This window comes from Pseudomonas sp. GW821-FHT09E12, assembly GCF_059416085.1.
The window spans coordinates 84,542-98,041 of the sequence record NZ_JBWKOM010000008.1 but is presented as its reverse complement, the minus strand read 5'-3'; the positions used below and the strand labels follow the sequence as shown (position 1 = coordinate 98,041).

Annotated in this window: 15 protein-coding genes; 8 read left to right on the top strand and 7 right to left on the bottom strand. The window is 62.5% G+C overall.

The annotated features are described in order from the left end of the window. The first annotated feature begins 47 nt into the window (after positions 1 to 47). The gene (locus tag AC07PQ_RS22970; RefSeq protein WP_493185243.1) at positions 48 to 1,025 is read left to right on the top strand and encodes an FAD:protein FMN transferase; all 978 of its coding nucleotides are present in this window, start codon (positions 48 to 50) and stop codon (positions 1,023 to 1,025) included. A 201-nt stretch (positions 1,026 to 1,226) separates the two neighbouring features. Then, positions 1,227 to 2,621 carry a Si-specific NAD(P)(+) transhydrogenase gene (gene sthA, locus AC07PQ_RS22965; protein ID WP_493185242.1) on the top strand — a complete coding sequence of 465 codons (1,395 nt, stop codon included), beginning with the start codon at positions 1,227 to 1,229 and terminating at the stop codon, positions 2,619 to 2,621. A 42-nt stretch (positions 2,622 to 2,663) separates the two neighbouring features. On the opposite strand, the gene AC07PQ_RS22960 is transcribed toward sthA, so the two are convergent. Then, the gene (locus tag AC07PQ_RS22960; RefSeq protein ID WP_007926940.1) at positions 2,664 to 3,386 is read right to left on the bottom strand and encodes a glycerophosphodiester phosphodiesterase; all 723 of its coding nucleotides are present in this window, start codon (positions 3,384 to 3,386) and stop codon (positions 2,664 to 2,666) included. A 61-nt stretch (positions 3,387 to 3,447) separates the two neighbouring features. Next, positions 3,448 to 4,035 carry a PilZ domain-containing protein gene (locus tag AC07PQ_RS22955; protein ID WP_007926941.1) on the bottom strand — a complete coding sequence of 196 codons (588 nt, stop codon included), beginning with the start codon at positions 4,033 to 4,035 and terminating at the stop codon, positions 3,448 to 3,450. A gap of 94 nt (positions 4,036 to 4,129) precedes the next feature. On the opposite strand from AC07PQ_RS22955, the gene AC07PQ_RS22950 reads away from it, so the two are divergent. From AC07PQ_RS22950 to AC07PQ_RS22940, 3 genes are all read left to right on the top strand, one after another. After that, entirely contained in the window at positions 4,130 to 5,380 is a 1,251-nt protein-coding gene (locus AC07PQ_RS22950) for a lipoprotein-releasing ABC transporter permease subunit (protein ID WP_007926943.1), read from the top strand. Between the two features lie 7 nt (positions 5,381 to 5,387). After that, entirely contained in the window at positions 5,388 to 6,071 is a 684-nt protein-coding gene (gene lolD, locus AC07PQ_RS22945; RefSeq protein ID WP_164523762.1) for a lipoprotein-releasing ABC transporter ATP-binding protein LolD, read from the top strand. Between the two features lie 64 nt (positions 6,072 to 6,135). Beyond that, positions 6,136 to 7,380, top strand: a complete 1,245-nt coding sequence (locus AC07PQ_RS22940) for a lipoprotein-releasing ABC transporter permease subunit (protein WP_053260313.1) — start codon at positions 6,136 to 6,138, stop codon at positions 7,378 to 7,380. A gap of 57 nt (positions 7,381 to 7,437) precedes the next feature. Here the strand turns inward: AC07PQ_RS22940 and AC07PQ_RS22935 are convergent, their stop codons facing one another. Both AC07PQ_RS22935 and AC07PQ_RS22930 read right to left on the bottom strand, forming a co-directional pair. Then, on the bottom strand, positions 7,438 to 8,799 hold the full coding sequence (locus AC07PQ_RS22935; protein ID WP_493185241.1) for a heavy metal sensor histidine kinase: 1,362 nt from the start codon (positions 8,797 to 8,799) through the stop codon (positions 7,438 to 7,440). Further along, positions 8,799 to 9,479 (bottom strand): heavy metal response regulator transcription factor, encoded by a 681-nt coding sequence (locus tag AC07PQ_RS22930; protein ID WP_007926961.1) that lies wholly within the window; start codon positions 9,477 to 9,479, stop codon positions 8,799 to 8,801. Before AC07PQ_RS22930 ends, AC07PQ_RS22935 begins: the two co-directional genes overlap by 1 nt. Before the next feature lie 155 nt (positions 9,480 to 9,634). On the opposite strand from AC07PQ_RS22930, the gene copI reads away from it, so the two are divergent. Beyond that, positions 9,635 to 10,189, top strand: a complete 555-nt coding sequence (gene copI / locus AC07PQ_RS22925) for a copper-resistant cuproprotein CopI (RefSeq protein ID WP_102678845.1) — start codon at positions 9,635 to 9,637, stop codon at positions 10,187 to 10,189. Positions 10,190 to 10,257: 68 nt separating this feature from the next. Beyond that, a complete protein-coding gene (gene queF / locus AC07PQ_RS22920; RefSeq protein ID WP_007926963.1) occupies positions 10,258 to 11,088 on the top strand; it encodes an NADPH-dependent 7-cyano-7-deazaguanine reductase QueF in 831 nt (276 codons plus the stop codon). A 45-nt stretch (positions 11,089 to 11,133) separates the two neighbouring features. Here queF and AC07PQ_RS22915 read toward each other — a convergent pair whose 3' ends face one another. After that, positions 11,134 to 11,397: a DUF4404 family protein gene (locus AC07PQ_RS22915; RefSeq protein ID WP_007926964.1), complete on the bottom strand. Its 264-nt coding sequence runs from the start codon at positions 11,395 to 11,397 to the stop codon at positions 11,134 to 11,136. A gap of 113 nt (positions 11,398 to 11,510) precedes the next feature. Beyond that, positions 11,511 to 12,128, bottom strand: a complete 618-nt coding sequence (gene pcrP / locus AC07PQ_RS22910; RefSeq protein ID WP_493185240.1) for an HAD superfamily inactivated hydrolase PcrP — start codon at positions 12,126 to 12,128, stop codon at positions 11,511 to 11,513. A 201-nt stretch (positions 12,129 to 12,329) separates the two neighbouring features. Here pcrP and AC07PQ_RS22905 point away from each other — a divergent pair, with 201 nt between their 5' ends. Beyond that, positions 12,330 to 13,013: an MlaA family lipoprotein gene (locus AC07PQ_RS22905; protein WP_007926966.1), complete on the top strand. Its 684-nt coding sequence runs from the start codon at positions 12,330 to 12,332 to the stop codon at positions 13,011 to 13,013. Positions 13,014 to 13,070: 57 nt separating this feature from the next. Here the strand turns inward: AC07PQ_RS22905 and AC07PQ_RS22900 are convergent, their stop codons facing one another. Beyond that, a complete protein-coding gene (locus AC07PQ_RS22900; RefSeq protein WP_493185239.1) occupies positions 13,071 to 13,370 on the bottom strand; it encodes a PilZ domain-containing protein in 300 nt (99 codons plus the stop codon). Positions 13,371 to 13,500 lie beyond the last annotated feature (130 nt).

Here is a 13,500-nt window from a genome sequence, read left to right as displayed (position 1 = left end):
TGCTGGGTGGATCTTGGGTGCGAGGATGGCTTCCTGTCGTTCTGGCAATGGCCCTGGCCGGATGCGGTCGGAGCGACTCGCTGGAAAGCTTCGGCGGCCCGACCATGGGCAGCACCTACTCGATCAAGTACGTGAGGCGGGCAGGGCTGGCCGCGCCGAGTGAGGTGCAGGCCCAGGTCGAGCGGATACTTGCGCAGATCGACCGGCAGATGTCGACCTATCGCAGCGACTCGGACATCGAACGCTTCAACGATCTGCCGGCCAATAGCTGCCAGGCGATGCCGGCGGCGGTCCTGCGCTTGATCGAGATTGGCCAGCAGCTGTCGCGGGACAGCCAGGGCGCCTTCGATCTGACGGTCGAGCCGTTGCTCAACCTCTGGGGCTTCGGTCCGCAGGGGCGCGGAGAGGCGGTGCCGAGCGATACGGCGCTGGCGCAGGTGCGGCAGCGAGTCGGCTATACCCATCTGCGTATCGAGGGCGACCAGCTGTGCAAGGACGCCGCGGTCGAGGTGGATTTCAACAGCATCGCCGCCGGTCATGCGGTGGACCGGATTGCCGCCAGGCTCGCGGAAATGGGCATCGACAGTTACCTGGTCGAAGCCACCGGCGAACTCAAGGCCGTCGGCAGGAAACCCGACGGTTCGGCATGGCGCATTGCCCTGGAGGAGCCGCGGGACGATCGACAGCTGGCCGAGCGGGTCATCGCCGTCGATGGTTATGGGGTTTCGACTTCCGGCGACTACCGCAATTATTTCCAGCGCGACGGACAGCGTTATTCCCACACCTTCGACGCCCGCACCGGCAGGCCTGTCGAGCATGGGCTGGCTGCGGTCACGGTGATTCATCCCGCGGCCGTGATGGCCGATGGTCTGTCGACCCTGCTGCTGATCCTCGGTCCCGAGCGCGGTTGGGATTACGCGGAAAAACACGATATCGCCGCATTTTTTGTGATTCGCGCCGATACAGGCTTCGTCACACGCAGCAACCGCGCGTTTGATCGCCTGTTTGCCGGACAAAAGCAGTAATCTTGCGCGGTGCCGCGGCGCGATGTCGCAGGCAAAAGTAGCCGGCGACGCGACCAAGGGTTAATGTGCGCGGCGTTGACGCTTCTATAGACTGTGCCCGGGTTCGTAACCGAGCCAAATTGATCCTTCATGCCGCTGGCCGCGGCATGATTTAGCCGCAGGTGCCACATCGGGTGCCGCGGCCTGTTCTGAGGAGTACGCATGGCTGTCTACAACTACGACGTAGTGGTGTTGGGTTCAGGCCCCGCTGGAGAAGGTGCGGCAATGAACGCCGCGAAAGCTGGGCGCAAGGTAGCGATGGTCGATAGCCGTCGCCAGGTCGGCGGTAACTGCACCCACCTGGGCACCATCCCGTCCAAGGCCTTGCGTCACTCGGTCCGGCAGATCATGCAGTTCAACACCAACCCGATGTTCCGGGCCATTGGCGAGCCACGCTGGTTCTCGTTCCCCGACGTATTGAAAAGCGCCGAGAAGGTCATCTCCAAGCAGGTCGCCTCGCGCACCGGCTACTACGCGCGTAACCGGGTCGACGTGTTCTTCGGCACCGGCAGCTTCGCCGACGAGCAGACCATCGAAGTGGTCTGCGCCAACGGCGTGGTCGAGAAGCTGGTGGCCAAGCACATCATCATCGCCACCGGCTCGCGTCCATATCGCCCGGCCGATATCGATTTCCACCACCCGCGTATCTATGATAGCGACACCATCCTCAGCCTCGGCCACACCCCGCGCAAACTCATCGTTTACGGCGCTGGGGTGATCGGTTGTGAATACGCCTCGATCTTCAGTGGCCTGGGGGTACTGGTCGAGCTGGTGGACAACCGCGGCCAGTTGCTGAGCTTCCTGGACTCCGAGATCTCCCAGGCGCTGAGCTACCACTTCAGCAACAACAACATCACCGTGCGCCACAACGAGGAGTACGACCGCGTCGAAGGCCTCGACAATGGCGTGATCCTGCACCTCAAGTCGGGCAAGAAGATCAAGGCTGACGCCTTGCTCTGGTGCAATGGCCGGACCGGCAATACCGACCGGCTGGGCATGGAAAACATCGGGGTCAAGGTCAACAGCCGTGGCCAGATCGAAGTGGACGAGAACTACCGCACCTGCGTGCCGAACATCTACGGCGCCGGCGACGTGATCGGCTGGCCGAGCCTGGCCAGTGCCGCCCATGACCAGGGGCGTTCGGCCGCCGGCAGCATCGTCGACAACGGCAGCTGGCGCTTCGTCAACGACGTGCCGACCGGGATCTACACCATTCCGGAGATCAGTTCGATCGGCAAGAACGAGCAGGAACTGACCCAGGCCAAGGTGCCGTACGAAGTGGGCAAGGCCTTCTTCAAGAGCATGGCCCGCGCGCAGATCGCCGGTGAGCCGCAAGGCATGCTGAAGATCCTGTTCCACCGCGAAACCCTGGAAGTCCTGGGCGTGCACTGCTTCGGTTACCAGGCTTCGGAGATCGTGCACATTGGCCAGGCGATCATGAGCCAGCCGGGCGAACTCAATACCCTGAAGTACTTCGTCAACACTACGTTCAACTACCCGACCATGGCCGAAGCCTATCGGGTAGCCGCTTACGACGGCCTCAACCGGCTTTTTTGAGCGACTCCGGCCGGTGGCCTGAGCCGGCCGGGGAGACCGATTTCAGTAACTCTCGAGCGTGGCGCTGGCCAAACCGGGAAAGTCTGTAATCAGGCTGTCTACGCCGAAGTCGGCGAGCCTGCGCATCAGCGCAGGCTCGTTGACTGTCCATACCGACACATGCAAGCCCTGACGCTGCGCCCGTTGCAGCCGCTCCGGGGTGCAGAGTGTCCAGTTCAACGCCAGAATCTCGCAGCCGTAGCTTTGCGCGACCTTCAACGGGTCGAGCCAGGCGTATTCGGCGACCAGCCCGCGCGACAGATCCGGGGTCAGCTCGACAGCCGCCTTGAGCACTTCCCGTGAGCTGGAGGTGACGGTGACCTTGTCCAGCAGGCCGAAACGCTGTGCCATCTCGCGAATCGCCAGCACCGTGGTGGCGGCACGGGTGCGCGAGGCGCTCTTGACCTCCAGCTGCCAGTGCTCGAAGTCGCATTTTTCGAACAGTTCTTCCAGGCGCGGGATCGGGCAGGGCGTGACCCAGCCCGGGCCGCCCTTGCGAGCGTCATAGGACACCAGTTCTTCGGCGCTGTGTTCGACCACCTTGCCGCGGCGGTCGGTGGTGCGCTTGAGGGTCGGGTCGTGGATCACCATCAGCTCGCCGTCCATGGACAGGTGCAGGTCCAGTTCGCAGCGGCGCACGCCATGCTTGAGGCACTGCTGGAAGCTGGTCAGGGTGTTTTCCGGTGCTTCGCCTTTAGCGCCGCGGTGGCCATAAATCAGGGTCACGATTGCTCCTTCACGGAAATTTTTCCATTAGATGATCAGTGCTGCGCGGTGGGGCCGCAGGTCAATCGGCTGCCGGGTCGTTCTGTTCTCGGGCCTGGCGACGTTCCTGGGCTTGCTTCTGCAGGATATAGCGCGCCAGCAACTGGCGTTGGGCGTCGGTCAATGATTCGAACTCGGTACCGATTTCGAACGTGCCGAAACTGCGGGTTTCGCAATGGGTGACCTTGGCCCGCAACAACAGGCCCAAGGCCTGGGGCATCAGCAGCAGCTTGACCGCCAGGTGGGTGCCGGCCGGGTAGGACAGGTGATGTTCGAACTCGATGCCGCCTTCGGAGAGAATCACCCGCTGCGGTTCGCCGAACTTGCCGAGCACGGTCTGCGCCACCACCTGGCTAAGCAGGTCGATGCGCTTGTTCATGGACTTGAGGTAGTTGGCCAGGGTCCGGTCGCGCTCGCTGACCTGGCGCAGCAGGTGCTGCGATTCGAATTCGCTCAGATGCAGCTCGCTGAGCAGGTTGAACAGCGGCGACGCATCCTGCAACACTTCCTTACTCGCCGCTTCGTGGGCGGACAAGGGGCTAATTTCCAGTGCGATCGTGTCCTCGATACGGTAGTATTCGCGGCGATCTTCTTCATCTAATGTCGACATGGCGAACCCATGGTAGCGGCGGTGGTCTGAGTGTAAAGCTGCTTACCAGGACCCGCCACAAGGACGTCTTCTTTTCCTCCGAACAAGCCCCGACATGTTCAGACCTCTCTTCGTATTTATTGGCACGCGTTATACCCGTGCAAAGCGCCGCAATCATTTCGTGTCATTCATTTCCCTGACCTCGATGATCGGACTCGCCCTTGGCGTGGTCGTGATGATCGTCGTGCTGTCGGTGATGAACGGCTTCGACCATGAGATGCGCACCCGCGTGCTGGGCATGGTGCCCCACGCGACCATCGAGTCCGGTGAGCCGATCAGCGACTGGCAAGGCCTGGCCGACAAGGTCAAGCAGAACCCCAAGGTACTGGCGGTTGCGCCGTTCACCCAGATGCAGGGGTTGCTGACCAATAACGGCCAGGTGCAGAAAGTCCTGCTCAACGCCATCGATCCGGCCAAGGAACGCCAGGTTTCGATCATCGATAACTTCATGAAGCAGGGCAAGCTGGACGACCTGGCCCCCGGCAGCTTCGGCATCGTGATCGGTGACAAGGCCGCGACCAAGCTGGGGGTTGGCCTGGGCGACAAGCTGACCTTCGTCGCGCCCGAGGTCACGGTGACCCCGGCCGGGATGTTCCCGCGCATGAAGCGTTTTACCGTGGTCGGCATCTTCCATGTCGGCGCCGGCGAGCTGGACGGCTATCTGGGCCTGACCAACCTCGACGACCTGGGCCGCCTGCACCGCTGGAAACCGGACCAGGTGCAGGGCCTGCGCCTGAAGTTCGACGACCTGTTCCAGGCGCCACGCACCGCCTGGGAAATTGCCGAGCAACTGGGCGAGAACCAGTACTACGCCCGTGACTGGACCCGTACCCACGGCAACCTGTACCAGGCCATCCGTATGGAAAAAGCCATGATCGGCCTGTTGTTGCTGCTGATCGTCGCCGTGGCCGCCTTCAACATCATCTCCACCCTGGTGATGGTGGTGAACGACAAGAAGGGCGATATCGCGATCCTCCGTACCCTGGGGGCGACGCCGGCCAGCATCATGGCGACCTTCATGGTCCAGGGCACGGTGATCGGCGTGATCGGTACCTTGATCGGCGCCGTGGTCGGGATGTTCGCGGCGTTGAACGTGAGCGCGGCGATCTCCGCCCTCGAAGGCCTGATCGGGCACAAATTCCTCAATGCCGACGTGTACTTCATCGACTACCTGCCATCGCAACTGATGGCCGAGGATGTGTTGATGGTCTGCGGCGCGGCACTGGTCCTGAGTTTCCTCGCCACCCTGTATCCAGCCTGGCGTGCCGCGCGCACCCAGCCGGCGGAGGCGCTACGTTATGAGTGAGTTGGGCATGAGTGAAAAAGCAATTCTGAGCTGCCGCGACCTGGGCAAGTCCTACGAGGAAGGTCCGGAATCGGTGGTGGTGTTGTCCGGCCTGCAACTGGAGTTGCACCCGGGCGAGCGGGTGGCGATCGTCGGTACCTCAGGTTCGGGCAAAAGTACCTTGCTCAACCTGCTGGGTGGCCTCGACACGCCGACCAAGGGCAGCGTTTGGCTCGACGGCGAGGAGCTTTCGGCGCTGAGCGAGAAGGGCCGTGGCCTGCTGCGCAACCGCGCCCTCGGCTTTGTCTACCAGTTCCACCACCTGCTGCCGGAATTCACCGCCCTGGAAAACGTCTGCATGCCGCTGCTGATCGGCAAGACCGCGATCCCGGAAGCTCGTCAGCGGGCCACCGCCTTGCTGGAGCGGGTAGGGCTGGCCCATCGCCTGGAGCACAAGCCGGCCGAACTGTCCGGTGGTGAGCGCCAGCGTGTGGCTATCGCCCGTGCCCTGGTCAACAAGCCAGGGCTGGTGATGCTCGACGAGCCGACCGGCAACCTCGACTCCCACACCGCGCAAGGCATCCAGGACTTGATGCTGGAACTCAGCACCTCGATGCGTACCGCGTTCCTGGTGGTGACCCACGACATGAACCTGGCTCGCCAGATGGACCGCGTCCTGCACCTGCAGGAAGGTTTCCTGACGCCCATCTGATTGGTCGCAACCCGGCGCCTGAAACAGGTGCCGGGTCTTTAATTTCCATACGGTGCCCCAGCGAATGTTCAGACCGTTATCGATCTTTATCGGCACGCGCTATACCCGCGCCAAGCGCCGCAATCGCTTTGTTTCCTTCATCTCCATGACCTCGATGATCGGCCTCGCCCTGGGCGTGCTGGCGATGATCGTGGTGCTGTCTGTGATGAACGGTTTCCAGCGCGAAATGAGCTCGCGCATCCTCGGCATGGTGCCCCACGCCACCATCGTCGGCGTCAAACCGATCGACGACTGGCAGCCGGTGGCCGCCGCGGCGATGAAAAATCCCGAGGTGACGGCCGCGGTGCCGTTCACCGAGATGGAAGGCATGCTCTCCTACAAGGGCTCGATGCAGCCGATCCAGATCAGCGGCATCGACCCGGCCCAGGAAGGCAAGGTCTCCATCGTTGCCCAGCACATCGTCCAGGGCCGTCTGGATGCCTTGAAACCGGGCGAGTTCGGGGTGGTGATCGGTGAGATCACGGCGCGGCGCTTTCGCCTGAATGTCGGCGACAAGCTGACCCTGATCGTGCCGGAAATCAGCTCCGCGCCGGGCGGCATCACCCCGCGCATGCAGCGCTTGAACGTAGTCGGCGTGTTCAAGGTCGGGGCCGAGCTCGACGGTTCCATGGGCCTGATCCATGTGGCCGATGCCGCCGAGATGCAGCACTGGCAGCCGAACCAGGTGCAGAGCGTGCGCCTGGCGGTCAAGGACCTGTACGCCGCGCCCAAGGTTTCCGGCGATATCGCGGCCAGCCTGGGCGCTGGCTTCAAGGCCGATGACTGGACCCACACCCAGGGCAGCCTGTTCAGCGCGATGAAGATGGAAAAGACCATGATCGGCCTGTTGCTGCTGATGATCGTGGCCGTGGCCGCGTTCAACATCATCGCCACGCTGATCATGGTGGTGAACGACAAGGGTGCGGACATCGCGATCCTGCGCACTATCGGCGCCACGCCACGGCAGATCATGGCGATCTTCATGGTTCAGGGTACGGTGATCGGTATCGTCGGCACCTTGATCGGCGGCGTGCTGGGGGTAATCGCGGCGTTGAACGTCAGTGCGCTGGTGGGTTGGCTGGAGCGGGTCAGCGGCCAGCACATCTTCAGTTCCGACGTGTACTTCGTCAGCAACCTGCCTTCCGAGCTGCAGGGCGGCGACGTGGCCCTGATCTGCACCGCGGGTTTTGTCCTGAGCTTCCTGGCGACCCTGTATCCAGCCTGGCGCGCGGCGAAGGTCGAGCCGGCGACTGCATTGCGTTATTCGTAATCTCGCTATCGCGAGCAAGCTCGCTCCTATGGGGGGAGCTTGCTCGCCAACCCTGCGCTATTCCTGCCTCGGCAACTCAATCACAAAGCTCGTCCGGCCCTGCGCCGATTCGCAACGAATCTGCCCGCCATGGGCACGGATGATCGATTGGGTGATGGCCAGCCCCAAGCCTGCATGTTCACTGCTGCCTTCATGGCGCGCCGGGTCGGCGCGGTAGAAGCGGTCGAACAGCCGTGGCAAGCGTTCAGGCGCAATGCCTTCGCCGGTGTTTTCCACCCGCAGGTATGAACCCTTGGCGGTCTCGCCAAGTCGCACCCGCACTTCGCCGCCGGCCGGGGTGAAGCGTAGGGCGTTGTCCAGCAGGTTGGAAAGGGCGCGGCGCAACATGCTGCGGTCGCCCTGGATCTTCGCGCTGCCTTCGCGCCCCAGGGCGATACCGGCGTCTTCGGCCAGCGGCGTATAGAACTCCAGCAGCATGTCGGTTTCCTCACCCAGCTCCAGGGCTTCGCGTTTCGGCGTCAGCAGGCCGTGGTCGGCCTTGGCCAGGTAGAGCATGTCGTTGACCAGTTGGGCCATCCATTGCAGTTCTTCGAGGTTGCTGTGCAGGGCTTCGCGATAGTCTTCCAGCGCCCGTGGGCGGGTGAGGGTGACCTGGGTGTGGGTCAGCAGGTTCGACAGCGGGGTGCGCAGCTCATGGGCGATGTCCGCCGAGAACGCGGAGAGGCGCTGGAAGGAGTCGTCCAGGCGTCCGAGCATGGCATTGAAGGCATGGGCCAGTTCGGCCAGTTCGCCGGGCATCTGCTGCTCTGGCAGGCGCTGGGTCAGGGAGCTGGCGGACACGCCGGCGGCGACCTCGCTCATCCGCCGCAGCGGACGCAAGCCGCTGCGCGCGGCCCAGGCCCCGAGCAGCGCGGTGGCCAGGGCCGAGAGGCCGACGGTTAGCCAGATCAGGTGCTGCATACGCTGCAGAAAGTGCTGGTGGTGGGTGATGTCGAGCATCAGGGTCAGCTCTGGCGAGCCGGCCTGGCCAGGCTCCAGGGCCGCACTGTAGACACGGTAGGCGGTGCCGTCATGTTGCAGGCTGTGCAGTCCGCTCGGCTGGGCCGAAGTGGCCGGCAGTGCCTTGGCGCTGTCGAACCAGACGGCGCTGTCCGCTCCTGTGACCCGCAGCGTCAGGTCCGGTTGATGGCTGAGTTCATCCTGCAGCTGCACCTTGCGTTCGGCAAAGCGTTGCGGGGTGTCGGCGCCCTGCAGCGCACTGCGCATGGCGATCAGCTTGCCTTCCAGCAGTTGCTGGTCGAGCTCAATGAAGTGCGCTTCGCTGGCGCGGCTGAACAGCACCCCGGCGAGCAACGAAACCACCGCGGTGCAGCCGGCGAACAACAAGGCCAGGCGGCCGCTCAGGGACAAGCGGCGCATCAGGCCTGGCGCTCTTCGAGCACGTAGCCCATGCCACGCACGGTGTGGATCAGTTTGTTCGGGTAATCGTCATCGATCTTCAGGCGCAAGCGGCGGATCGCCACCTCGATGACGTTGGTGTCGCTGTCGAAGTTCATGTCCCAGACCTGGGAGGCGATCAGCGTCTTGGGCAGCACTTCACCCTGGCGCCGCAGGAGCATTTCCAGCAACGAGAATTCCTTGGCGGTGAGGTCGATGCGCTGGCCGTTGCGTTCGACCCGTCGGCGAATCAGGTCCAGGCGCAGGTCCGCCAGTTGCAGGGTGGTTTCCTGGGGCGTGGAGCTGCCGCGGCGCAGCAGGCTGCGGACCCGGGCCAGCAGTTCGGAGAAGGCGAAAGGCTTGACCAGGTAATCGTCGGCGCCCAACTCCAGGCCGTGGACCCGATCTTCCACCGCATCGCGCGCGGTCAGGAACAGCACCGGTATCTCCAGCCCGGCGCCGCGCACGGCTTGCAGGATCTGCCAGCCATCGCGGCCCGGCAGCATCACGTCGAGAATCAACAGGGAATAGTCGCCGGTCAACGCCAGGTGTTGACCCGTGGTGCCATCGGCCACCAGCTCGGCGTTGAAGCCTGCCTCGCTCAGGCCCTGGCGCAGGTAGTGGCCGGTTTTCGGTTGGTCTTCGACGATCAGCAGTTTCATGGGCGGCTCATGGCAAATGGAACGCGGGCTTTATACCCTGGGTGACGGCCGCAGGGCACAAGCTGACAAAGTTGTAATCTAGCAGTCAGCTGGCTGGCAGCGCTGCGGCCTTAGAGTTTCACACAAGCTGAACCTCATCTTGTTGGAGTGCGATTATGTTTTTACCCAAGGGTGTTTTACCTCGTTCGTTGACGCTGGCCGCCTGTTTGCTGGCATTGGGTGCGCCGGCCTGGGCATCGCCGGCGCAGACCTACGATTTCGGTCAGGCGGCCTCGGCGGCCAAGGCCACGCGTACGGTGGAAGTGGTCATGAACGACATGTCCTACACCCCCAAGAGCCTGGACATCAAGGCAGGCGAAACCGTGCGTTTTGTCTTGATCAACAAGGGCCAGTTGCTGCATGAGCTCAATATCGGTACCGCGACCATGCATGCCGAGCACCAGCAGGAAATGCTGAAGATGCAGCAGAGCGGCATGCTCACGCCCACCGCGATGAAGAACATGCCCGCTGGGGCCATGGATCACGCCGCCATGGGCCATGGCGCGATGCCCGGCATGAAGCACGACGACCCGAACAGCGTGCTGGTGGAGCCGGGCAAGACCGCTGAGCTGACCTGGACCTTCAGCAAGGCCGGCAGCCTGGAGTTCGCCTGCAATATCCCGGGGCACTATCAGGCAGGCATGGTCGGCAAGCTGACGGTCAGCCAGTAAGCGCCTGGGGCTCAAAGGCGGAGGCAAAGACTGATAGAATCGCCTGATTCTTCAGTCAGGTTTCCGCCATGCATCCCGCAGCCGAACATTCGCCGCTGGGCAAGTCCAGTGAATACGTCTCCACCTACACGCCATCCTTGCTGTTCCCAATCCCGCGGGCGGCAAAATGGGCCGAGCTGGGCCTGAGCGCCGACACCCTGCCTTATAAAGGCGTGGACTTCTGGAACTGTTTCGAGCTGTCCTGGCTGTTGCCCTCCGGCAAGCCGGTGGTGGCCATCGCCGAGTTCAGCATTCCGGCGGACTCACCGAACATCATCGAGTCGAAGTCGTTCAAGCTGTACCTCAACTCACTGAACCAGACCCCTTTCGCGGATCGCCAGAGCCTGGAGGAAACCTTGCGTGCCGACCTCTCTGCGGCGGCCGGCAAGCCGGTGGGCGTGCGCATCCGCAGCCTGGGCGAAGTGGAGGCGGAAGGTGTGGTGGCCTTGCCGGGTGCCTGCATCGACGAGCTGGATATCAGCGTCAGCAGCTATGAACACCCGCGTCCGGAGCTGCTGCAGTGCGACAGGTCGCGGATCGTCGAGGAGAGCGTGCACAGCCATCTGCTCAAATCCAATTGCCCGGTCACCAGCCAGCCGGACTGGGGCAGCGTGGTGGTGGAGTACCGTGGCCCGGCGCTGGACCACGCCAGCCTGCTGGCCTACCTGGTGAGCTTCCGCCAGCACTCGGACTTCCATGAGCAATGCGTGGAGCGGATCTTCCTCGACCTGCAGCGTTTGCTGCAGCCGGAGAAGCTGACGGTGTATGCGCGTTATGTGCGTCGTGGTGGCCTGGACATCAACCCGTACCGCAGCACCGAAACCGCGAGTTTCGCCAACTTCCGACTGGTTCGCCAGTAATGAAAAGCCCCGCTCTGGTAGCGGGGCTTTTTTGTCTGTAAGGGGTTAAATCCCCATGTTGCCGAGAGTTTGCACGATGTTGCGCAAGGTGCCGGCAATGGCGGGGTGTTCAAGCTCGAAGCGTTCGACGGCGAGGTTGACCCCGTCGGCCAGGCTGGTGTCCTGGGTGGCGTTTTCCAGTTTGAGCTCGAGCTCGATCTGTTGCATCAATTCCTGCAGATTGGCGCGTTCTGCTTCCGAAAGCGGTGGGTTCTGCTCCAATTGCTCGCGCAGGGTATTGAGCTGTTCTTGCAGTTCGCGGGCAGGCATGGCGTTCTCCCTTCATTGATAGGCACAGCCATGGACCGCGCCGATTCGCTAAAGGTCCATGTCTGAGCCTTAGCGTAATCCACTCGCGGGCAATGTGCATGATCTTGATCAAGTCAGGGTTTTTCACCTTTCTGGCGACGCTGGCCGATATCGGCCAGGCAGGTTGGCAGCTCGCCCAGATGGTCGATCACCGAGTGCACGCCGAGGCTGAATAGATGCAGGGTGGCCTTGCCGCGCTTGAGTTCGCGCTCCTGCTGGCTCAGTGCCTGCCATTGTGTCGGGCTCATGCCGCAGAGCGAACCGCAGGATGCCAGACCGATGGTCCACAGGCCGGCGTTGAGGCCCGATTGCAGCAGGCGCGGTTCGCCGCTGACCAGCACGCAGCCGTCCAGCCGGCTGACATTCAGGGTCATCAGCGCCTGCCAGCAGGCATCGGGAGCCGGCCAGCGGGAGCCGGTGTTAGGGGAGGGGGTGACCCAGTCGGGTAGTGAACTTGCCAGGTGCTGGCTGAGGGGGGCGGGCAACTCGTCGAGCCAGGCGCAGGGCACGCCCTGGTGTTGCAGGCTGTGCAGAATGTCCAGGGCGCCGTGAGTGGCGTGGGCCTGTTCCAGAGGGTGGTCGGCGCTGTGCAGGCGCATCCGCGCGCCGAAATCCACCAGGCAGCCGCTGAGGCCAAAGAGCACGGCGGTCAAAGTGGGGGCGGATACAGGCAAGGCTTCGGCGTGAGGCATCGTGACGTCCCTGAAATACCTTGCAAGAGTATCGACGACAGATGACCGTTGGGTGACATCCCTGTGAACAGGCCATGCAAACGAGGGGGAGAGGGCGAAGCACTGCACCAGTGCTGCATAAATGGATATATCCGACTTATACTAGCGCGCTTACCGCCAGGGCATAGCGCCCGCGACAGTACAATCCAAGGAGTTTCTGCTATGCGCTGGAGCAATCGTCTCGCTCAGCTTATGTGTGCCGGCATGCTGCTGGTACCGGTTTTGGCCCACGCTGCGGAAGACGATCCGTGGGAAAGCATCAACCGCCCGATCTTCACGTTCAACGACACCATCGACACCTATGCGCTGAAACCTCTGGCGCAAGGTTATCAGGCAGTAACGCCGCAATTTCTCGAAGACGGCATTCACAACTTCTTCCGTAATATCGGTGATGTCGGCAACCTGGCCAACGATATCCTGCAAGCCAAGCCCCATGCCGCTGCCGTCGACACCGCGCGGCTGTTGATGAACACCACCATCGGTGTGGCGGGTTTCTTCGATGTGGGCACCAAGATGGGCTTGCAACGTAACGATGAAGACTTCGGCCAGACCCTGGGTTACTGGGGCGTCGGCAGTGGTCCTTACGTGATGCTGCCGTTCTTCGGTCCGAGCACCCTGCGCGATGCGCCGGCCAAGTATGTGGACAGCTTCACCGACGGTTACCGTTATGTGAACGACGTGCCGGTGCGTAACAGCGTGTTTGCCCTGGAGGTCGTCGACACCCGCGCGAGCCTGCTGTCGAGCGAGAAGCTGATCAGTGGCGACAAGTACACCTTCATTCGCAATGCGTACCTGCAGAACCGCGAATTCAAGGTCAAGGACGGCAAGGTCGAAGACGATTTTTAAGCGACCTGTCCATGAAAAAGGCGGCCCTTGGGGCCGCCTTTTTTGTTGATCTTAGAATCAGCTCATCTTCAGGATTGTAAGGCCAAGTTTCTGGCCGTTGCCTTCCAGCTCGGTGACCCAGACCACTTCGGTGTCCGCTTCCAGTCCCCTGAGGGCGGCGTGCTCGGAATCGATACGCACGCTGAGCAGGTCGCCGACCTTGAATGAGCGCGGAGCCTGAACCTGCATGCCACTGCTGGAAAGGTCGATGCAGACGGCCGCAATCACCTGGCCCTGGTGGATTAGCGTGACCTCTGCATCCACCCGCATGCGGATGTAATCGCGCTTTTCACTGTAGTCACGATCGTTTGGGTTCATAGGCTCCAACCTGCGTTTAAGTTGCGGAATTGCCTGTTCTTATAACTCCCGGTGATTTGAGGTGTAAAGACGTCCGGCGACCATCGGCATGAGCTTGAAACGCCCCGCGGATGGGAGTACCGTCTGCGCC